General features: G+C 68.8%; 16 protein-coding genes and 2 pseudogenes. 13 read left to right on the top strand and 5 right to left on the bottom strand.

Annotated elements, in window-relative coordinates:
* The first annotated feature begins 7 nt into the window (after nucleotides 1–7).
* On the top strand, nucleotides 8–1,513 hold the full coding sequence (locus KR541_RS28525) for an amino acid permease (protein WP_050013765.1): 1,506 nt from the start codon (nucleotides 8–10) through the stop codon (nucleotides 1,511–1,513).
* Between the two features lie 85 nt (nucleotides 1,514–1,598).
* Here KR541_RS28525 and KR541_RS28520 read toward each other — a convergent pair whose 3' ends face one another.
* A complete protein-coding gene (locus KR541_RS28520) occupies nucleotides 1,599–2,282 on the bottom strand; it encodes an alpha/beta hydrolase (protein ID WP_050013766.1) in 684 nt (227 codons plus the stop codon).
* Between the two features lie 144 nt (nucleotides 2,283–2,426).
* On the opposite strand from KR541_RS28520, the pseudogene KR541_RS28515 reads away from it, so the two are divergent.
* Nucleotides 2,427–2,591 (top strand): annotated as a pseudogene (locus KR541_RS28515) (PIN domain-containing protein); the annotation flags it as partial.
* A 56-nt stretch (nucleotides 2,592–2,647) separates the two neighbouring features.
* Here the strand turns inward: KR541_RS28515 and KR541_RS28510 are convergent.
* Nucleotides 2,648–2,989, bottom strand: coding sequence for a hypothetical protein (locus tag KR541_RS28510; protein ID WP_216089951.1), 342 nt, complete (start codon nucleotides 2,987–2,989; stop codon nucleotides 2,648–2,650).
* On the opposite strand from KR541_RS28510, the gene KR541_RS28505 reads away from it, so the two are divergent.
* The 6 genes from KR541_RS28505 to KR541_RS28480 all read left to right on the top strand — a co-directional run bounded on the left by KR541_RS28505 (nucleotide 2,988) and on the right by KR541_RS28480 (nucleotide 8,693).
* Nucleotides 2,988–5,375, top strand: coding sequence for an MCP four helix bundle domain-containing protein (locus tag KR541_RS28505; protein WP_176015370.1), 2,388 nt, complete (start codon nucleotides 2,988–2,990; stop codon nucleotides 5,373–5,375). The genes KR541_RS28510 and KR541_RS28505 overlap by 2 nt on opposite strands.
* A gap of 22 nt (nucleotides 5,376–5,397) precedes the next feature.
* Entirely contained in the window at nucleotides 5,398–6,126 is a 729-nt protein-coding gene (locus KR541_RS36980; RefSeq protein WP_050013790.1) for a methyl-accepting chemotaxis protein, read from the top strand.
* The gene (locus KR541_RS28495; RefSeq protein WP_050013768.1) at nucleotides 6,123–6,704 is read left to right on the top strand and encodes a hypothetical protein; all 582 of its coding nucleotides are present in this window, start codon (nucleotides 6,123–6,125) and stop codon (nucleotides 6,702–6,704) included. The genes KR541_RS36980 and KR541_RS28495 overlap by 4 nt, the downstream gene beginning before the upstream one ends.
* A 22-nt stretch (nucleotides 6,705–6,726) precedes the next feature.
* A complete protein-coding gene (locus tag KR541_RS28490; RefSeq protein WP_216089950.1) occupies nucleotides 6,727–7,686 on the top strand; it encodes a chemotaxis protein CheX in 960 nt (319 codons plus the stop codon).
* A gap of 37 nt (nucleotides 7,687–7,723) precedes the next feature.
* Complete coding sequence (locus tag KR541_RS28485; RefSeq protein ID WP_050013770.1) at nucleotides 7,724–8,089, top strand: response regulator; 366 nt, start codon at nucleotides 7,724–7,726, stop codon at nucleotides 8,087–8,089.
* A gap of 145 nt (nucleotides 8,090–8,234) precedes the next feature.
* Complete coding sequence (locus KR541_RS28480) at nucleotides 8,235–8,693, top strand: DUF3592 domain-containing protein (RefSeq protein ID WP_216089949.1); 459 nt, start codon at nucleotides 8,235–8,237, stop codon at nucleotides 8,691–8,693.
* Nucleotides 8,694–8,715: 22 nt separating this feature from the next.
* Here the strand turns inward: KR541_RS28480 and KR541_RS28475 are convergent, their stop codons facing one another.
* Nucleotides 8,716–9,594: a LysR family transcriptional regulator gene (locus KR541_RS28475; RefSeq protein WP_050013772.1), complete on the bottom strand. Its 879-nt coding sequence runs from the start codon at nucleotides 9,592–9,594 to the stop codon at nucleotides 8,716–8,718.
* A gap of 137 nt (nucleotides 9,595–9,731) precedes the next feature.
* On the opposite strand from KR541_RS28475, the gene KR541_RS28470 reads away from it, so the two are divergent.
* On the top strand, nucleotides 9,732–11,159 hold the full coding sequence (locus tag KR541_RS28470) for an MFS transporter (protein ID WP_124630453.1): 1,428 nt from the start codon (nucleotides 9,732–9,734) through the stop codon (nucleotides 11,157–11,159).
* A 188-nt stretch (nucleotides 11,160–11,347) separates the two neighbouring features.
* Nucleotides 11,348–12,142, top strand: coding sequence for an enoyl-CoA hydratase (locus KR541_RS28465; protein ID WP_050013774.1), 795 nt, complete (start codon nucleotides 11,348–11,350; stop codon nucleotides 12,140–12,142).
* Nucleotides 12,143–12,232: 90 nt separating this feature from the next.
* On the opposite strand, the gene alr is transcribed toward KR541_RS28465, so the two are convergent.
* On the bottom strand, nucleotides 12,233–13,354 hold the full coding sequence (alr, locus tag KR541_RS28460; RefSeq protein WP_050013775.1) for an alanine racemase: 1,122 nt from the start codon (nucleotides 13,352–13,354) through the stop codon (nucleotides 12,233–12,235).
* A 313-nt stretch (nucleotides 13,355–13,667) separates the two neighbouring features.
* Here alr and KR541_RS28455 point away from each other — a divergent pair, with 313 nt between their 5' ends.
* Nucleotides 13,668–14,039 (top strand): MAPEG family protein, encoded by a 372-nt coding sequence (locus KR541_RS28455; protein ID WP_050013776.1) that lies wholly within the window; start codon nucleotides 13,668–13,670, stop codon nucleotides 14,037–14,039.
* Between the two features lie 46 nt (nucleotides 14,040–14,085).
* On the opposite strand, the gene KR541_RS28450 is transcribed toward KR541_RS28455, so the two are convergent.
* Entirely contained in the window at nucleotides 14,086–15,033 is a 948-nt protein-coding gene (locus KR541_RS28450; protein WP_124630451.1) for a LysR family transcriptional regulator, read from the bottom strand.
* Nucleotides 15,034–15,152: 119 nt separating this feature from the next.
* Here KR541_RS28450 and KR541_RS28445 point away from each other — a divergent pair, with 119 nt between their 5' ends.
* Both KR541_RS28445 and KR541_RS36810 read left to right on the top strand, forming a co-directional pair.
* Entirely contained in the window at nucleotides 15,153–18,692 is a 3,540-nt protein-coding gene (locus KR541_RS28445; RefSeq protein WP_216089948.1) for an ABC transporter ATP-binding protein/permease, read from the top strand.
* Between the two features lie 155 nt (nucleotides 18,693–18,847).
* Nucleotides 18,848–19,063: pseudogene (locus KR541_RS36810) on the top strand (hypothetical protein); the annotation flags it as partial.
* Between the last annotated feature and the right edge of the window lie 11 nt (nucleotides 19,064–19,074).

Below are 19,074 nucleotides of genomic sequence, written 5' to 3'. Positions count from 1 at the left end.
ACTCACGATGACACACCCCAGCGAGCGCCCGGCCGGTCCGGCCGGCGGCGCGGATGCCGCGCATGCCGATCCCGATGCGATGTTCGCGTCGCACGAAGCCGGCTATGCGAAGCAGTTGAAGCCGCGGCACGTGCAGATGATCGCGATGGGCGGTGCGATCGGCACCGGCCTCTTTCTCGGCGCGGGCGGCCGCCTGCAAAGCGCGGGGCCCGCGCTCGCGCTCGTGTATCTCGTGTGCGGCGTGTTCGCGTTCCTGATCATGCGCGCGCTCGGCGAACTCGTGATGCACCGGCCGACCAGCGGCAGCTTCGTGTCGTATGCACGGGAGTTCATGGGCGAACGCGCGTCGTTCGTCGCGGGCTGGATGTACTACCTGAACTGGGCGACGACCGGCATCGTCGACATTACCGCGGTCGCGATCTACATGAAGTACTGGGCCGTGTTCACCGACGTGCCGCAATGGGTGTTCGCGCTCGGCGCGCTCGGGATCGTGTCGGTGATGAACATGATCGGCGTGAAGGTGTTCGGCGAGATGGAGTTCTGGTTTTCGCTCGTCAAGGTCGGCACGCTGGCGGTGTTTCTCGCGGTCGGCGCGGTGTTTCTCGCGAGCGGCCATCCGGTGGCGGGGCAGATGACGGGGCTGCATCTCGTCGCGGATCACGGCGGGATCTTCCCGCACGGGATTCTGCCGGCCGTGCTGATCGTGCAGGGCGTCGTGTTCGCGTATGCGAGCATCGAACTCGTCGGCGTCGCGGCGGGCGAGACGGCCGACGCGCGCAAGGTGCTGCCGAAGGCGATCAACAGCGTGATGTGGCGCATCGCGCTGTTCTACGTCGGCTCGGTCGTGCTGTTGACGCTGTTGCTGCCGTGGACCGCGTACAGCTCGCATGAAAGCCCGTTCGTCACGTTCTTCAGCAAGCTCGGCGTGCCGTACGTCGGGACCGTGATGAACGTCGTGGTGCTGACCGCCGCGCTGTCGAGCCTGAATTCCGGTCTCTATTCGACCGGCCGCGTGCTGCGCTCGCTTGCGATGGGCGGCTCGGCGCCGCGCTTCGTGTCGCGGATGAACGCGCGCGGCGTGCCGTACGGCGGGATCCTGATCACGGTCGCGATCAACGCGATCGGCGTGCCGCTGAACTACATCGTGCCGGCGCAGGCGTTCGAGATCGTGCTGAACATGGCGTCGCTCGGGATCATCACGACGTGGGGCTTCATCGTGATGTGCCAGATCCTGTTCCGCCGCGCGGTCGATCGTGGCGAGATGAAGGCCGTGTCGTTCCGGATGCCCGGCGCGCCGTTCACGTCGTGGCTCACGCTCGCGTTCCTCGTCGGCGTGCTGGTGCTGATGGCGTTCGACTACCCCGGCGGCACGTGGACCATCGCGATGATTCCGGTCGTCGTGCTCGCGCTGGTGATCGGCTGGAAGCTGGCGAAACGCGGTGCCGAGCGCGAACGGGCGGCGGCGATGCCGGCATCCGTGCGCGCCGTTGCGGATCCCGCGCAGAACGCGTGATGAACGCTTGACGTCATGCACCGGGGGCGTCGGTCCGTTCGCGGGCCGGCGCCCCCGGTGCGTTCAGTTCCGGTTCAATTCACATTCAGTTCAGCCCGGCGCGCTCGCCGACCCATCGGCCGAAATCGCCGGCCATCTCCGCGGTCAGCTCGTGGCCGGCCGCATACAGCCGCGTGTCGTGCGCGACGCCGAGCGCCGTCAGCTTCGCGTCGGCCGTGTCGGCCCACGCGATGGGCAGCTTGTCGTCGAAGCGGCCGTGCATCACCAGCGCGTGCAGCGTGCTCAATGCATCGCGCGGCGCGATCAGCGGATCGATTTCCGGCAGGACGCGCCCGCACAACACGGCGAACGCGCTCACGTCGCCCGGCGACGTGAGGCCGACGCTCGCGCTCATGATGCCGCCCTGGCTGAAGCCGGCGATCACGGTCGGCAACGCGGGCGCCGCGCCATCTCGCGCGCGGAACGCATGCAGCAGCGTGATCAGTTGCATGCGGCTCTCGTCCGCACGCGCCGCATCGATTTCAGGGCCGTTCGGGCCGAAACGCACCGGAAACCACGCATGCTGATTGGGCCCGAACGTGAGCGGGCCGCGCAGGAACGCGATTTCGATGCGCGGATCGATCGTGTCGGCCACGTTCAGCAGGTTGGTTTCGTTACCGCCGACGCCATGCAGCAGCAACAGGCGGGCTGCCGGGCGGCCGGTGGCCGGACGCAGCCGGTATTGAAGGCCGGATTCGGGTTCGGTGGTCAGCGGCAGGACGTCGGTCATTGCGTGGGTCCGGAAGAGGATCGATGCGACAGTCTAGAGCGAGCGGATCGGCAGGGGAATCGCCGGGACGGGATTGATTGTTTCCTGTTGGGAATGAATCGGGGCACGGGTCGTTTCGAGAGCCGGTCACGATGTCACGCGGCCACGCATCTGATCGCGGCCGGCACGCCGATCGGCCCCCACGGCTCATTGATCGCAGGGCAGGCGCGTGCTCGGCACCTGGTGCTCGTCACGCACAACGTCCGCGAGTACGAGCGCGTTCCGCGGCTGCAGTTCGAAGACTGGCTCGCCGAGCCGGACGAAGGCTGAACGGTCGATCATGCAGAGTCGACATTAACGAACCAGCCGGGCGAATACTGAGACGATTATAAAAAACACCAAAACAAACCGCCCGTCGATAATGCGCAAACGTTTTGCCGGAATTCAATAAGACGGATGTTGCGCGAATGAATAAAACAATGAATTTCCGCTATTCCGGCAATTCGTCGAGCGCCGCGGCCGTACGGGGCATGGTGGCGGAAAGTTAACGGCAAATCCGCAAAAAACTTTAGGCATTTCCGTGCGCAATTAATCATTGCGATTTCCTCGATGATCGATTGGTTTTCGGTCATCGGACAGTCATACACCATCCCCGATAATGCGGCGCTCATTCTTTCAATAGACAAATGGGCGATCGAACCCGGATCGCCGCGGGGAGCTGTACTCATGACCATCCGTCATCGCATTACGCTGCTAGTCGTCCTGACGTTCTTCGCGCTGTCCGCGATCGGCGTCTACGCCGTGTACCAGACGCGCAAGAGCGCGTCCGAGGTGCGTCAGGTCACCCAGGGAATCGTGCCGAGCGCGCTTGCGTCGGCGGATCTCGTCGCCGACGTGAAGAACATCCAGATCGCGACGATGACGCTCGTCTACGCGCCCGACGCGAACACCGCCGCGCAGGCGCGCGACGAGCTGAAGGCGAAGCAGGCTGCACTGCGCGCCGCGCTCGACGGGCAGGCGAAATCGGCGGTCGGCCGCGCGCAGGAAGGGCTCGTCGCGCAGGCGAAGGACAGCGCCGCGAACTATTTCGCGGCGATCGACGACACCGTGAAGATGAAGACGGACGGCAAGGTCGAGATGGCGCAGGCGTACCTGTTCGCGAACGTCGCGCAGTATCGCGACGAACTCGAAAGCATCGTCGACACGCTGCGCGTCGAGAAGAACCGCCAGAAGGACGACGCGATCGGCGCGTTGAACGGGATGCTCGCGACCACGGCGACCGCGATCGCGGGCGTCGCCGGCACGGTGATCGTGCTGCTGACCGCACTCGGCTTCGTGCTGTATCGCCAGATCACGCGCCCGCTGATCGGGATGCAGACGGCGATGAGCGAGATCGCGACGAGCCAGGATTTCACGCGCCGCGTGCCGGTGGGCCGGATGGACGAAATCGGCCATTCGATCGTCGCGTTCAACGGGATGATCGAGAAGATCCAGGAGAACGCCGCGCAACTGAAGCAGAAGACAGCCGACATCCAGGCGATGCTGCAAAACATGCAGCAGGGCATCCTGACCGTCGTCGAAGGCGGCGTCGTGCATGCGGAGTATTCGGCGTACCTCGAAACCATCTTCGAGACGAACGACATCGCCGGGCGCGACCTGATGGCGCTCGTGTTCGACGATTCGGCGATCGGCGCCGACGCGCGCTCGCAGGTCGACGCGGCCGTGCATGCGTGCCTCGGCGAGGACAGCATGAACTTCGAGTTCAACGAGCATCTGCTCGTCAACGAAGTCGCGAAGCGGATGCCGGACGGCCGAGAGAAGTGGCTCGACCTGAGCTGGTCGGCGATCACCGACGAGACCGACACCGTGGTGCGCCTGATGTTGTGCGTGCGCGACGTGACCGAGATCCGCGAGCTGACCGCGCAGGCCGGCGAACAGCAGCGGCGCCTCGAGATGATCGGCGAGATTCTGTCGATCAGCCAGGACAAGTTCCACGACTTCGTGCACAGCGCGAAGGGCTTCCTCAGCGAGAACGAACGGATGATCCGCCAGCACGAGCGCGTCGATCACTCGATCGTCGCGGCGCTGTTCCGCAACATGCACACGATCAAGGGCAATGCACGCACGTACAGCCTGCAGCACCTGACGAACATCGTCCACGAAGCGGAGCAGGCGTACGAATCGCTGCGCCGCGCGGACGGCGGCCCCGAGTGGAACCGCGACGCGCTGATGGACGACCTGGCGCGCGTGCGCGAGGCCGTCGACCACTACGCGACGATCAACGCGGTCACGCTCGGCCGCAGCGGCGAGCCGGCACCGAATGGCGCCGATTTCCTGATGGTCGAGCGCGCGCACATCAGCGAGAGCCTGCGCGTGCTCGACGGCGCGGATCCGGCGAACGCGTCCGACTGGCACGCGGCGCGCGATGCGGTGCGCCGCATGCTGAGCCAGCTCGGCACGCAAGGGATCGGCGACGCGCTCGGCGGCGTGATCGAATCGCTGCCGTCGCTCGCGGCCGAGCTCGGCAAGCCGGCGCCCGTCGTGCATATCGACAGCCACGGCCAGCGCGTGCGCAGCGAGATCGTCGCGACGCTGAAGAACGTGTTCATGCACCTGCTGCGCAATGCGATCGACCACGGCATCGAATCGTCCGACGCGCGGCGCGCGGCCGGCAAGCCGGCGTCCGGCACGATCGACATCGCGGTCGGCGTGGGCGGCGGCGAACTGTGGTTCGTGCTCGCCGACGACGGCCGCGGCCTCGCGCTCGACCGGATTCGCGGCATCGCGCGCGAGCGCGGCTGGATCGATGCCGCGAGCGAAGCGGCGCTGTCCGACGAGGACGTCGCCGAGCTGATCTTCCGGCCGGGCTTCTCGACCGCTCAGATGGTGACCGAAGTATCGGGGCGCGGCGTCGGCATGGACGCGGTGCGCAACTTCCTGAAGCGCGACGGCGGCGATATCGCGCTGCGCTTCACCGACGATCGCGTCGGCGCGCCGTATCGCGCGTTCGAGACGATCGTGTCGCTGCCGGCGCGCTTCGCGGCGGACGGTGCCGCGCACGGCGCGGGGCACGCGCAGCGCGCGCGCAGCGCGGATATCGGCGCGGCGGAGTGACGGCGTGATCGTGCAGGCATGGATGATCCAGATGGCCGCCGCGCTGGCGGGCGGCGGGGTCGTCGCGGTCGCGGCGGCGGTCGTGTTTCGCGTGATGCGCCAACGGCTCGTCGCGTCGATGGAACGCGACACGCACGCGTTACGCGGTGCGCTCGACGCAGCCGCCGCACGCGCCGATGAAGCGGCGTCGGCGCATGCGCAAGCAGCCGACGCATGGGCGCAACGCGAGGCGCAGCTGGAGGAGGCGCTGACGCGCGAGGCATCCGCGAACGGCGCGCAGCGCGACGCGGTGCAGGCGCTGTCGGCCGAGCGCGCCGCGCTCGCGCAACATGCGCTGAAGATCGCCGACGAAGCCGCGCGTTTGCGCGGGCTCGCCGGCACGTTCGAGCGCTGGCACGAGCAGATGATCTCGCTGACCACGCAGAACCAGGACATGCGCGCGAAGAACCAGGAGCTGTCGGCGATCGTCGCGCACGTGTCGATCGTGTCGCTGAACGCGTCGATCGAGGCCGCGCGTGCAGGCACGGCCGGGCGCGGCTTCTCGATCGTCGCGAGCGAGGTGCGCGGGCTGGCCGCGCGCTCGCAGGAGCTGTCGAACAGCTATCGCGACAGCCTGAACCGCAACGATCTCGTGACGGCCGCGACGTTCCAGGACATCCAGGCCGGCGGCAAGATGATCACGGCCGCGCTCGCGACCGTCGAGACGCTGGCCGGGCAACTGCATGCACGGATCGAAGGAGAAGCCGCGTGATCAGCGCGCAGGCGAGGGCCGGGTTCGAGCGGATCTTCTTCGATGCCGCGCGCACGCGGCTCGCGGCCGGCGGCGTGTGCGACATCCGGCCGGCCGCCGGGCATGAACACGATGCGCCGGATCGCGTGCAAGCGAAGTCGCGATCGAAGCCGAAAGTGACCGGACATGTCGTCGTGCTGACGATCTCGGCGCTGCATTTCCGGCTGCTGCTCGCGCTGCGCTTCAGCGACGACGACGCGACGCGTCGCCATTTCGCCGGTGCGACGGCGGGCGCGAACAGCCAGCGGCCGCTGACCGACGCGTTCATGGAAGTCGCGAACCTGTGTTGCGGCGCGATCAACCAGGCGCTGACCGCGCCGTTTCCCGATCTCGGGATGTCGACGCCTTACCTGCTGAGCGGCGCGAGCCTCGACTTCATGCACGCGCTCTCGCCCGATTACGTCGCCGCATACGACCTGACGCTCGACGGCGACGTGCGGGTCGGCGCGACGCTGTGCGTGTGCGCGAACGCGCCGGTCGATTTCCACGTGCCGGAAACGGCCACGGTCGATACCGGCGGCGAGCTCGAACTGTTCTGACCGACCATCAGGAATCCATCAGATGACCGAAGACCAACCCGTCAGCAAGGTGCTCGTACTCGACGACAGCCGCGTGCACGCCGACGCGATCAAGCGTTTCTGCGACGCGCACAACCTGGTCGGCCTGACCGTGCGGCGCAGCCGGCTGCTGAAGGTGCTGCGCTCGAACATCGATCTCGGCGCGATCCTGCTCGCCGAGGATTACGGCGGCTCGCCGGCCGAAAGCGCGATCATCGCGACGCAGATCGACGCGCTGCGGCCCGAGCTGCCGATCATCCTGCGCCGCGAATCGCTCGCGTCGCGCGACGGGCTGCCCGATGCGCTGGCACGCGTCGCCTGCGCGGCCTACGTCGCCGACGACATGACGCCGCTCGCGCGCGCGATCGACGAATATCTGTTCGGCCGCGACTACCCGAACGCGCTGGTGCGCGGCATCTCGGAGATCACCGAGGCGCGCCTCGACAGCCTGTTTCCGGGCATGACGATCGAGCACGACACGCCGTGCATCGTGCGCGACCAGATCATCTTCGGCGAAGTGTTCAGCCTGATCGCGCTCGAAAGCGCATGGTGCCGCGGCTACATGCTGCTGCAGACGAGCGAGCAGCCGCTGCTCGACATGATCGGCGGCACGCGCGACGGCGGCCGCGCGCCGGATTTCCGCGACGTGAACAGCGTGCTCGGCGAGTTGACCAACCTCGTGTGGGGCGCGTTCAAGAACCGCTATCTCGGCGACGCGGAGGCGCTGGCGCGCCATCCGGTGCAGGTGCCGCTCGTCGTCAATCACAAGCAGAAGTTCATCTCGTTCGGCGGCGACTGTCCGCAGCTCTGTTTCAAGTACCGGATGACCGATCCGGCATCGGGGCGCTCGGTCCGTCTCGACCAGCGTTTCGTGTTCAGCCTCAGCTGGTCGCCGGAGGATTTCCGCGAATCGGTGCAGGACGTCGGGCCGATGGTCGAGTCCGGCGAACTCGAACTGTTTTGAATGTTGAAGTCAGCAACAACGAAAAGGGGAATACGACATGGCAAAGATTCTGGTGGTCGACGATTCGGGCACGGTGCGCGACGAAGTGGCCGGCTTCCTGCGCAATCACGGGCTCGACGTCGCGACGGCCGTCGACGGCAAGGACGGGCTCGCGAAGCTCAAGGCGACGCCCGGCGTGCGCCTCGTGATCAGCGATGTGAACATGCCGAACATGGACGGGCTGACGATGGTCGAGAAGATTCGCGGCGAACTGGCGAACACGGCGGTGAACGTCGTGATGCTGACGACCGAGAGCAGCCCGGCGATGAAGGAGCGCGGCAAGGCCGCCGGCGTGAAGGGCTGGATCGTGAAGCCGTTCAAGGGCGACGCGGTGCTCGACGCGCTGAAGAAGCTCTCGGGCTGACGCGCCCGCGGGCCGTCGAACGGTTGCGCGCGCAATTTACAGCGCGCCGGGATGTCCGTATCCTGCCGGATGCCGAGGGCGGCGTGGCGGCGCATCGTGCGCCGCACGCCCGGCATTGACGAACATCAGGAACGGAACGAAACCGATGGCATCCGAATACGGGCGACCCGCTGCGCGGCACACGGGAATGCAGATCGCGAAGGGCGTCGTTTTTGCCATCGTGGGCACGTGCATCCTGATCGGCGTCGCGCTGTACGCGCAGTCGACGCGCGAATTCCTGCGAACGTCGGTCGTCGTGCCGGGGCGTGTCGTCAAGCTGAACGCGGGCACGCATCATCCGGAGATCGCGTTTACGACGCTCACGGGCGAGCGGGTCGAATATGCGCAGGGCGGCGACGTCAGCGTGCAGGACGGCGCGACGGTCGAAGTGCGCTATGCGCCGGACGCGCCGAAGATGACCGCGCGGATGAATACGTTCGGCGCGATCTGGGGCGGCGTGCTGGCGATCGGCGCGATGGGGGCGGTGTTTTTCGCCGTCGGCGTCGGTCAGTTGTGGTCGGGTGTGCGTGCATGGCGCAGCGGGCGGAACGCGACCGCGCGCTGACGCCCTGAAGCGTGGAGGCTGGCTATCGGCTCGCCGCCGCCGTCGCGAACTCCTCGACGACGGCTTCGATCACCGCCTGCACGCGCGCGGTCTTGTAGAGATCGGCATGGGCGACGAGCCACACGTCGAAATGATTGCACCGCTGCGGCATGAGTCGCACGAGTTCCGGCTCGGTGTCGGCGCGGAAGCACGGCAGCTCCGAAATTCCGAGCCCCGCCAGCGTCGCCTCCACCAGCATCATCGTCGACGAGGTCTGGAACATCACGCGGCCGCGCGACGTCGGCTCGCCGCACAGCGCGTCCCACATCGTCGGCACCACCGGCTGTTGATACATCACCAGATCGTGCCCGTCGAACGCGCTGCTCGCGACCGGTTCGCCCCGTTCGGCCAGGTAGGCGCGCGATGCGTAGATGCCCGTTTCGAGATGCCCGAGCCGCCTGGCGATCAGGTCCGGCGATTCCGGCCGCAACGTGCGGATCGCGAGATCCGCCTCGCGGCGCGTGAGGTTGGTGATTTGCGCCGACGTCACGCACACGACGTCGATGCCGGCATGCCGGCGCCGCACGCGGGCGATCGCGGGCACGACGAAGCGCTTGCCGAGCGTGTCGGTCGTCGCGATCCGCACGGACCCGGCCAGTTGCTCGTCGAGCCCCATTACCCGGCGTTCGATCGTGAGCGACGCGCGCTCCATCGTTTCGGCCGGTTCAAGCAGCGCTTCGCCCGCGGTCGTCAGTACATAGAGGGACGGCGTGCGCAGAAACAGCCGGGCCGACAGTTCGTCCTCGAGCGCGGCGATCCGGCGCCCGACCGTCGCCTGGTCGACGTTCAGCTGCGTCGCGGCGCCGCGCAGCGTGCCGGTGCGCGCCAGCGCAAGGAAGAAGCGGGCGTTGTCCCAGTTCATACGGACTGATTGTGTCATCGGACAGGCGGCGACGGACGGGAAACGGTGATGCAAATCTGCATCGGGGAAATGCGAAATTATCACTTTTCCGCATCGCGCGCCCGGTCCTAGACTTCCGGCATCCGCATGGAGGTGTCATGTCCGATTGCCGTTCCGTTTCCGTCCCCGTTCCCCTCGCTGTGGCGGCCCCGAGCCGCGCGACGAAGCGCGAGCAGCGCCTGACGCTCGCGCTCGTCGCGGTCGGCATGTTCATGGCGGTGCTCGATTCGACCATCGTCAACGTCGCGCTGCCGGCGATGCGCACGAGCCTCGGCGCGACGGTCGCGGAACTCGCGTGGATCGTCGACGCCTATACGCTCAGCTTCGCCGCGCTGATCCTCGCGGGCGGTGCGCTGTCCGACCGGTTCGGCGCGAAGCGCGTGTACCTTGCCGGATTGGCGCTGTTCGTCGGCGCATCGGCGGCGTGCGGCGTCGCGTCGTCGGTGGCGATCCTCGTGGCCGCGCGCTTCGTGCAGGGCATGGGTGCCGCGCTCTTTTTGCCCGCATCGCTCGCGATCGTGCGCAGCACGTTCGACGTGCCGGCCGAGCGCGCGCGGGCAATCGCGGTGTGGGCCGGCATCGCGTCGGTCGCGGTCGCGGTGGGGCCGGTGCTGGGCGGCATCCTCGTCGACGATTTGGGCTGGCGCAGCGCGTTCCTGATCAACGTGCCGACCGGCGCGGTCGCGTTTGCCGGCGCGGCGGCGCTCGTTCGCGCATCGGTCGCGCGGGATGTGCGCCACTTCGACTGGGCCGGCCAGTGCGTCGGTGCGGCGGCGCTCGGCGCGCTATGTTTCGCGGTGATCGAATTGCCGACCCGCGGCGCCGGCGCCACGGAGGTCCGCGCCGCATTGCTGATCGCCGCGCTCGCCGCCGGGGTACTGGTCGTCGTCGAGCGGCGTGCGCGCCATCCGATGGTGCCGCTCGCGTGGTTTCGCAATCGCGTGTTCGTCGCGATGAACCTGATGGGCAGTCTCGTCTATGTCGGCTACTTCGGGTTGCTGTTCGTGTTGAGCCTGTACCTGCACGGGCGCTTCGGCATGAGCGCGCGGCAAATCGGGCTGACGCTGCTGCCGTTCGCGCTGAGTCTGTCGCTCGGCAATCTGCTGTCGGGAAAACTGCATGGCCGCGTTCGTCCGGTCACGCTGATGGCGAACGGTCTTGCGATGGCCGCGCTGGCCATTCCGGCGATCGCGCTTGCGCTCGCGCTGCGTGCGCGGTGGCCGGTGGTCTGGATCGCCATGGCCGCCTTCGGCACCGGGACCGCGTTGTCGGTCGCGCCGATGATCGCGACGGTGCTCGAACAGGTGCCTGCCGACGCGGCGGGCGTGGCATCCGGGTTCCTCAACGCGGCACGTCAGGCCGGCAGCCTGCTCGGCGTGGCCGTGGCAGGCGCCGCGACGATACTGTTGCCGGATCTGACCGATGCGCTGTGGGCGGTCGCGGCGCTCGGCTGCGTCGCCTATGCGATCGCCGCGCTGGCCGCGAGGACGGCAGGCCGCGCGGACGCCGCGCAACGACGCCGTTGACGCGAGACGGGCACGGGCGTTGCGCATGGCCGGCTGACCGCCACGCATGCGCGTGCGCGTGCGGCACCGCGGCTGGACGCCGTGCGGAATGTGGAGGACCATTTCGTGACGATGCCGCGAACGGACGGATAAGCGTTTCGCCCGGTCGCGCTGCATCGAAACCTGCCGAACCCGTCAAGCGGAACACCATGGAACCCATTCACGAGACAGCCGAGCCGATCCTGCTGCGCGACGCGCACGACGGCGTCGTCACGCTGCGCCTGAATCGCCCGCAGCAGTTCAACGCGTTGTCCGAAGCGATGCTCTCGGCTTTGCACGATGCCTTCGATACGCTGGCCGCCGATCCGCACGTGCGCTGCGTCGTGCTGGCGGCCGAAGGCAAGGCGTTCTGCGCCGGCCACGACTTGCGGCAGATGCGCGGCAAGCCCGAACTCGACTACTACCGCACGCTGTTCGCGCAGTGCAGCCGCGTGATGCTCGCGATGCGCGCGTTGCCGGTGCCGGTGATCGCGCGCGTGCATGGCATCGCGACGGCGGCCGGCTGCCAGCTCGTCGCGGCATGCGACCTCGCGATCGCGGCCGATACCGCGCGCTTCGCGGTGTCGGGCATCAATGTCGGGCTGTTCTGCTCGACGCCGGCCGTCGCGTTGAGCCGCAACGTCGCGGCCAAGCGCGCGTTCGACATGCTGGTGACCGGCCGTTTCGTCGATGCGGCGACGGCCGCCGCGTGGGGGCTCGTCAACGAAGCCGTGCCCGAGGACGCGCTCGATGCGGCCGTCGCGCGCAAGGTCGCGGAGATCGTCGCGAAGAGTCCGGCCGCGGTGCGGGTCGGCAAGCAGATGTTCTATCGTCAGCGCGAGTTGCCGCTCGACGAAGCGTATGCGTACGCGGGCGACGCGATGGCGCGCAACATGATGGAAGAGGATGCGGGCGAGGGGATCGACGCATTCCTCGAGAAGCGCAAGCCGACGTGGCGTTCGTGATGCGGTGACGGAGGTGGGCAGGGACCGCGTTGTCTCCCCGACGGTGGGTGCAACGCGCTACGACGTGGCGCGTCGCCGCAGCGCCTCCGGTCAGCGTCCGTAGCTCCCCGTGCGCAGCGCCGGCTGCACGGTCGACGCGCCGGGCGGCACGATCACGACCGGCACGCGGCGCGCGAGCGCGCACATCAGCTCGTAGCCGATCGTGCCGCTGGCTTCCGCGACGTCGTCCACCTTCACCTGGTCGCCCCACAGCTCGACGCTCGAGCCGATGCCCGCGTTCGGGCACGGCGTCAGGTCGACCGTCAGCATGTCCATCGACACGCGGCCGACGACGCGCGTCATCACGCCGTCCACCGCGATCGGCGTGCCGGTCGGCGCGTGGCGCGGATAGCCGTCCGCGTAGCCGCACGCGACGACGCCGATCCGCATCGGCCGGTCGGCCGTGAAGCGGCGGCCGTAGCCGACCGTTTCGTCGGGCGCGAGCGTCTGCACGCCGATGATCTTGCTGGTCAGCGTCATCGCGGCCGTCAGCGGCGTGTCGGCGATATCCCGCGCCGCGCCGGTCGGCGACGCACCGTACAGGATCGTGCCGGGCCGCACCCAGTCGCGGTGCGCGCGCGGATGCCACAGCACGGCCGCCGAATTCGACACTGAGCGCTCGCCCGGAATCCCGGCCGTGGTCGCGTCGAACTGGTCGAGCTGCCAATCGACTTCGCCTTCGTCGGCGTTCGCGAAATGCATCATCAGCGTGATCTTGCCGATCGACGGCGCGCTCGCCGCGCGTTCCCACGCGGCGCGGAACACGGCCGGCCGGTAGCCGAGCCGGTTCATGCCGGAATTCATCTTCAACTGGATGTCGATCGGCTGCCGCGGCTTCGCGGCGATCAGCAGGTCGAGCTGTTCGTCGCAGTGCACGGCGACCGTCAGCCGATGGCGATCGGCCAGCTCGACGTCGGCCGGTTCGAAGACGCCTTCGAGCAGCAGCACGGGCTTGTCCCAGCCGAGCTCGCGCACGCGCACGGCTTCGTCGAGATCGAGCAGCGCGATGCCGTCGGCGGCCGCGAGGCCCGGGTAGATCCGTTCGATGCCGTGGCCGTACGCGTTGGCCTTGATCACGGCCCACACGCGCGATGGCGCGACGGTGCGGCGGATGAAATCGAGGTTGTGGCGAACGGCGTCGGGGCGGATATGGGCGACGATGGGACGGGGCATGGCAAGGGCTCGGGTCGGATGTCGTTCGGCGCAGGGTAGCGCGGGGGGAAAAGGGCTGGCCGGGGCTGGCCGCGCGCGGGGCGCGTCAAGCCAGTGTTGAGCGCTATGTTATGGGTGTTCGACCAGTTTTAATTAACGTATTTGTCGATGATTTGGTGGAAATTTTGGCGGCGGCGCGGGCCGGGCGCCGTCATCCGCGGCGTGTGCGGCCGAGTCTCCCGTCTAGAAAACCCGTGCGCGAACGGCACGGCGCAATGCTAAGCTCTCGGCGATCTTGTCATTGATCAATGTAATCATAACGGAGGAGACTTTGATGACGACGTCCCAGCTGTGCCTGTTCATCGTGGCGCTGTTGCCGTTCCCGATGACGTTTCTCGCCAAGGCCCGCAAGGGTTACGACAACCGTACGCCGCGCGACTACCTGGCGAAGCTCGAAGGCTGGCGCGCCCGCGCGCAGGCCGCGCATCAGAATTCATGGGAAGCGCTCGCGCTGTTCGCGGTCGCGCTGCTGGTGGCGTGGCACAACGGCGCGAACGTGCATCGCGTCGACCAGCTCGCGATCGCGTTCGTCGCGATCCGCGTCGTCTATGCGCTGATGTACCTGCTGAACTGGGCGTCGCTGCGTTCGCTCGTATGGTTCGGCGGGATGGCGTGCGTCGTCGGGCTGTTCTTCGCGACGCCGTAAGCGGCCGCCCACCGGCAACGCGCCGCCGGCCTTGCAGGCCGGCTCCTCAGGCGCGGCCCGCGTCCCGTGCGTGACGGTCATTGGATGCGGGCGCAACGATCTTCGACACGAACGGCGGCGCGGCCGCTTCGCTGCGCAGGAACGCGATCAACGGATCGAGCAGCCGGTGCCGCGTCGACGGATGGCGGCGCAGCACGAAGCGCCATGACGCATCGCGTGCGAGACCCGGCACCAGCGGCACCAGGCGCCCGCTGCGCAGTTCGGGCTCGATCAGCGGCACGCGGCCGAGCGCGATGCCCGCGCCGCCGACGGCCGCGCCGATCACCTGGCTGAAGCTGCTGTAGCGGACGATCTTCGTGTCGAAGTCGTCCGGCAAGCCGAAGTGCACGGCCCAGTTGCGCCAGTCGATCTCGGGGCTGTCCTCGTGCATCTCCTGCAGCAGCCGCGAGCGGCAGACGTGCTCCGATGCGTACGGAAACAGTTCGGGGCTGCAGACCGGAAACACGGTTTCCCGGATCAGCACGTCGTCGTCTGCGCGCAGCCGATGCACGGGCACGTGCACGATCGCCAGATCGACGCTGCTGCGCGCGAAATCCGGCTCGTCGTCGAGCACGACCGCATGCAGCGGGGTGTCGGGATGCAGCGACGAGAATTCCGCGAGACGGCGCGCGAGCCACATCGACGAAAACGGCGCGTTGGCGGACACGGTGAGCCGTTGTGCGGTGCCGCGAATCTCGGCGCACGCGTCGGTCAGACGCGACAGCGCATCGTCGACCGCCGGCAGCAGCCGCGCGCCGGCCGGCGTGAGGCCGATGCCGCCGAGCCCCGTGCTGCGTTCGAGCAGCCGCGCGCCGAGCGATTCCTCCAGCGAACGGATCTGGTGGCTGACCGCGCTGGTCGACACGTTCAGCTCGGCCGCCGCGCGCGCGAACCCGCCGAGGCGGACGGCCGCCTCGAAAGCACGCAGCGCGCTGAGGGGAGGAAGGTGCGACATGCGGGGTATTGTAGTTGACTCAACACCCGTTGAAAAATCATCTTTTGCCGCGCGCGAGCGGCGCGGGTAGCCTCGATCCGGTCCATAAAAACGCAACGAAACACCGACCGGAGGGCTGCATGTATTTCGACCGACGACTATGGGCAATGATGGCGGGACTGCGCTGGCGCGTGGCGGCTGCCGTCGCGCTCGGGCTGCTCGCGATGGGTGTCGGCATCCTGCGCTTCGTGTTTCTCGGCCGCGTGCTGGCGCTGGTGTTTTCCGGCGCGCCGGCGCGCGGCATCGGTGAGGCCGTCGCCGCAACGGCGGCTTGCGTGCTGCTGCGCGCATGGCTCGACCATCGCCGCACGGTGCTCGCGCAGCAGACGGCGGGCCGCGTGCAGGCGACGCTGCGCGCGCGGCTGTTCGACCGGATCGCCGCGCTCGGCCCCGCGTGGTTCAGCGGCGAACGCACGGGCGGCGTGATGCTGGCCGTCGTCGACGGCGTCGAGCAGTTGCAGACCTTCTTCGGCGTCTACCTGCCGCAGCTCGTGATCGCCGCGTGCGCGCCGGTCATGATCTTCGCGGTGCTCGCGTGGTGGGATGTGCCGACGGCCGCGATCCTGCTGGTCGCGGCGCTCGTCACGCTCGCGCTGCCGCAACTCGTGCATCGCGCCGACAAGCGCGCGGCGCTCGCGCGTTCGACCGCGTTCAAGGCGTTCGGCGAGGAGTTTCTCGACGCGGTGCAGGGCCTGCCGACGCTGAAGGCGTTCGGGCAGAGCACCGCGTTCGGCGCGAAGCTGGCCGCGAAGGCGCGCGCGCTGTCGGACAGCACGTTCTGGGTGCTCGCGCTCGGGCTGCTGACGCGGCTCTTCACGGATCTCGGCACCGGCCTCGGCGCGGCCGCGGCGATCGCGGTGGGCGCGTGGCGCGTGCAGCACGGCGACATGAGCCTCGAAGCGCTGCTGATCGTGCTGATGGCCGGCAGCGAGATCTTCCGGCCGCTGCGCGACCTGCGCGCGGTGCTGCATCAGGGGATGATCGGCCAGTCGGCGGCGAATGCGGTCCATGCGCTGCTCGACGCGGGCGATCATGCGCGTTCCGTCGACGCGCCGCGCGTAGCGGGCCTGCGGCCGGAGATCGTGTTCGACGACGTCAGCTTCGCGTATCCGGGGCGCCGCGCGGACGCGCATGCGGCGCTGAGCTTCACGGTGCGCGAGGGCGAGACGGTCGCGATCGTCGGGCCGAGCGGGGCCGGCAAGTCGACCATCGTGCGGCTGCTGCTGCGCCAGCACGACGCGCAGGGCGGTGCGGTCCGGATCGGCGGCCACGACGTGCGCACGCTCGATGCCGACCAGGTGCGCGAGATGATCGCGGTCGTCGCGCAGGATGCGACGCTGTTCGACGGCAGCGTCGCCGACAACCTGCGGCTCGGCCGCCCGGACGCGAGCGACGCGGACATGATCGCCGCCGCGCGCGCGGCCAACGCGCACGATTTCATTTCGTCGCTGCCCGACGGCTATGCGACGCGCATCGGCGAACGCGGGCTGATGCTGTCGGGCGGCCAGCGCCAGCGGATCGCGATTGCCCGCGCGCTGCTGCGCGACGCGCCGATCCTGTTGCTCGACGAGGCGCTGTCGTCGGTCGATGCGGAGAACGAAGCACTGATCCAGCAGGCGCTCGACCGGCTCACGCGCGGGCGGACGACGCTCGTGCTCGCGCACCGGCTGTCCAGCGTGATCGGCGCCGATCGCATCCTGGTGCTCGACCAGGGGCAGGTCGTCGACGAAGGGACGCATGCGGCGCTGATCGCGCGCGACGGCCCGTATCGACGGCTGATGGGGCCGCAGCTGGAAGCGGTCGCCGAAACCGTCGGCGCGGCGGCGGCGGCCGGCGCGACCGCGCGCGCGTCGTCGGGCCCGCAGGTGCGGCCGCTGAACGACGACGCGGCGACCATCGGCTGGCCGGAGACGTTGCAGACGCTGCTGCGCTTCGTGCGTCCGTGGAAGGGCAAGGTCGTGCTCACCGTGCTGTTCGGGATCGGCCGCGTGCTCGCGTTCATCGGTGTGGGTGTGATCGGCGCATGGGTGGTCGGCGCGGTGCCGACCGGCCATGTCGGCACCGGGCTGGTGGCCGCGCTGCTCGTGATCGCGCCGGTCGCGGCCGTGCTGCACTGGCTCGAATCGTGGCTCGCACACGACATGGCGTACCGGCTGCTCGCGGAAATGCGCATCGCGCTGTTCGCGACGCTCGAACGGCTCGCGCCGGCCGGGCTGCTGCGCCGCCGCTCCGGCGATCTCGTGGCGCTCGCGACGCAGGACGTCGAGACCGTCGAGTATTTCTACGCGCATACGCTCGCACCCGCGTTCGTCGCGGTGCTCGTGCCGGCCGGGGTGCTGGTGTTGCTCGCGTCGGTCGCGTGGCCGCTCGCGCTGGTGCTGCTGCCGTTCCTGCTGTGGGCCGGGCTCGCGCCCGTGCTGGCCCGGCGCGACGTCGACCGGCTCGGCACCGGCGCGCGCGACGCGCTCGGCCAGCTCGGCGCGCATCTGACCGAAACGATCCAGGGGCTCGCGGAACTCACCGCGTTCCAGGCGATCGCGCGCCGGCGCGCGGCGTTCGTGGTCGAAGTCGATGCGTACCGCCGGCAGCGCGCGAAGCTGCTCGACGATCTGTCGATGCAAAGCGCCGCGCTGGAAGTCGCGAGCGGGCTCGGCGGGCTGGCCGTCGCGGCGCTCGGTGCGTGGTGGTGCGCACGCGGCGGGTTTCCGCGCGAGTCGCTGCCGCTGCTGGTGCTGGTCGCGGTGGCCGCGTTCATGCCGGTGGCCGAGATCGGCCAGGTCGCGCGTCAGCTTGCCGACACGATCGCGTCGACGCGCCGCTTGCGCGCGCTGGAGAAGGAACCCGTGACGGTGACGGACGGCGCGCACGCGATGCCGGGCAATTCGGCGGTGCGGTTCGACGCGGCGTCGTTCACGTATCCGGGGCGCAGCGTGCCCGCGATCGACCGCGTGAGCTTCGAGGTGCCGGCCGGCAGCACGGTCGCGCTGGTCGGCGCATCGGGCGCCGGCAAGTCGACGATCGCGAGTCTGCTGCTGCGCTTCTGGGATCCGCAGCAGGGCCGCGTGACGCTCGGCGGCGTCGACCTGCGCGACCTGCGGCTCGACGATCTGCGGCAGCACATCGCGCTCGTTGCGCAGGATACCTACCTGTTCAACGACACGCTCGAAGCGAACATCCGGCTCGCGGCGAGCGACGCGTCCGACGCGGACGTGCGGCGCGCGATCGACCACGCGGCGCTCGGCGACTTCGTCGCGCGGCTGCCGGACGGGCTCGCGACGCGCGTCGGCGAGCGCGGCGTGCAGTTGTCGGGCGGCCAGCGTCAGCGCGTGGCGATCGCGCGCGCGTTCCTGAAGGATGCGCCGGTGCTGATCCTCGACGAGGCGACGTCGCACCTCGACACGATCAGCGAACAGCAGATCCGCGCGGCGCTGGAGGGCCTGATGACGCAACGCACGTCGATCATCATCGCGCACCGCCTGTCGACCGTGCGCCATGCCGACCTGATCCTCGTGATCGAGCAGGGCGCGGTGATCGAGGCCGGCCGCCACGGGGAGCTGATGGCGCGGCAGGGCGTGTATGCGCGGCTCGTGTCGCATCAGGCGAGCGGGGTCGCGGCGTGACCGCGCGGTGTGCCGGCCGCATCCGGTGTTGTCGATCGCGGGCTATTGACAACATATGTTGCGTCATTGTCTAATTCGTCATCGTGCGTTGCGAACGTCTGGCCGCGTGCGTCCCGACATCGTTTGACGGGGCCGGCCAATCGGGCGCACGCTGCATGGCGGCCGAATTGATCCTATTGCACGACATCCGCGTGCGCCTGGGCGAGCTCGCCCGCCCGGTATGCGACGCGTACATGCAGTAGAGCGACGCATGGCAGGCCGTGCGCCGCCGGCGCGGCCGTCCGTTCGTCGATGCGCTGCGGCAGGCTGCGCTCGCCGCATACCGCGGTCTCGTCGCGGAACTGGACGGGATCGCGGCTGGCGTCGGGTGGCCGTCCGCGCA

Origin of the sequence: Burkholderia sola (genome assembly GCF_905400185.1) — a bacterium.
GTDB lineage: Bacteria > Pseudomonadota > Gammaproteobacteria > Burkholderiales > Burkholderiaceae > Burkholderia > Burkholderia sola.
Note: the sequence above shows the minus strand (reverse complement) of the source record. Positions and strands in the feature narration are given on the sequence as shown.

What these genes read in the sequence shown, in the direction of transcription:
- KR541_RS28510 (WP_216089951.1), bottom strand. Translation starts at nt 2,989, where the DNA reads ATGAGTACAGCTCCCCGCGGCGATCCGGGTTCGATCGCCCATTTGTCT.
- KR541_RS28475 (WP_050013772.1), bottom strand. Translation starts at nt 9,594, where the DNA reads ATGAACTGGGACAACGCCCGCTTCTTCCTTGCGCTGGCGCGCACCGGC.
- KR541_RS28490 (WP_216089950.1), top strand. Translation starts at nt 6,727, where the DNA reads ATGACCGAAGACCAACCCGTCAGCAAGGTGCTCGTACTCGACGACAGC.
- KR541_RS28505 (WP_176015370.1), top strand. Translation starts at nt 2,988, where the DNA reads ATGACCATCCGTCATCGCATTACGCTGCTAGTCGTCCTGACGTTCTTC.
- KR541_RS28485 (WP_050013770.1), top strand. Translation starts at nt 7,724, where the DNA reads ATGGCAAAGATTCTGGTGGTCGACGATTCGGGCACGGTGCGCGACGAA.
- KR541_RS28465 (WP_050013774.1), top strand. Translation starts at nt 11,348, where the DNA reads ATGGAACCCATTCACGAGACAGCCGAGCCGATCCTGCTGCGCGACGCG.
- KR541_RS28445 (WP_216089948.1), top strand. Translation starts at nt 15,153, where the DNA reads ATGTATTTCGACCGACGACTATGGGCAATGATGGCGGGACTGCGCTGG.
- KR541_RS28480 (WP_216089949.1), top strand. Translation starts at nt 8,235, where the DNA reads ATGGCATCCGAATACGGGCGACCCGCTGCGCGGCACACGGGAATGCAG.
- KR541_RS28470 (WP_124630453.1), top strand. Translation starts at nt 9,732, where the DNA reads ATGTCCGATTGCCGTTCCGTTTCCGTCCCCGTTCCCCTCGCTGTGGCG.
- alr (WP_050013775.1), bottom strand. Translation starts at nt 13,354, where the DNA reads ATGCCCCGTCCCATCGTCGCCCATATCCGCCCCGACGCCGTTCGCCAC.
- KR541_RS28455 (WP_050013776.1), top strand. Translation starts at nt 13,668, where the DNA reads ATGACGACGTCCCAGCTGTGCCTGTTCATCGTGGCGCTGTTGCCGTTC.
- KR541_RS28525 (WP_050013765.1), top strand. Translation starts at nt 8, where the DNA reads ATGACACACCCCAGCGAGCGCCCGGCCGGTCCGGCCGGCGGCGCGGAT.
- KR541_RS36980 (WP_050013790.1), top strand. Translation starts at nt 5,398, where the DNA reads ATGATCCAGATGGCCGCCGCGCTGGCGGGCGGCGGGGTCGTCGCGGTC.
- KR541_RS28450 (WP_124630451.1), bottom strand. Translation starts at nt 15,033, where the DNA reads ATGTCGCACCTTCCTCCCCTCAGCGCGCTGCGTGCTTTCGAGGCGGCC.
- KR541_RS28520 (WP_050013766.1), bottom strand. Translation starts at nt 2,282, where the DNA reads ATGACCGACGTCCTGCCGCTGACCACCGAACCCGAATCCGGCCTTCAA.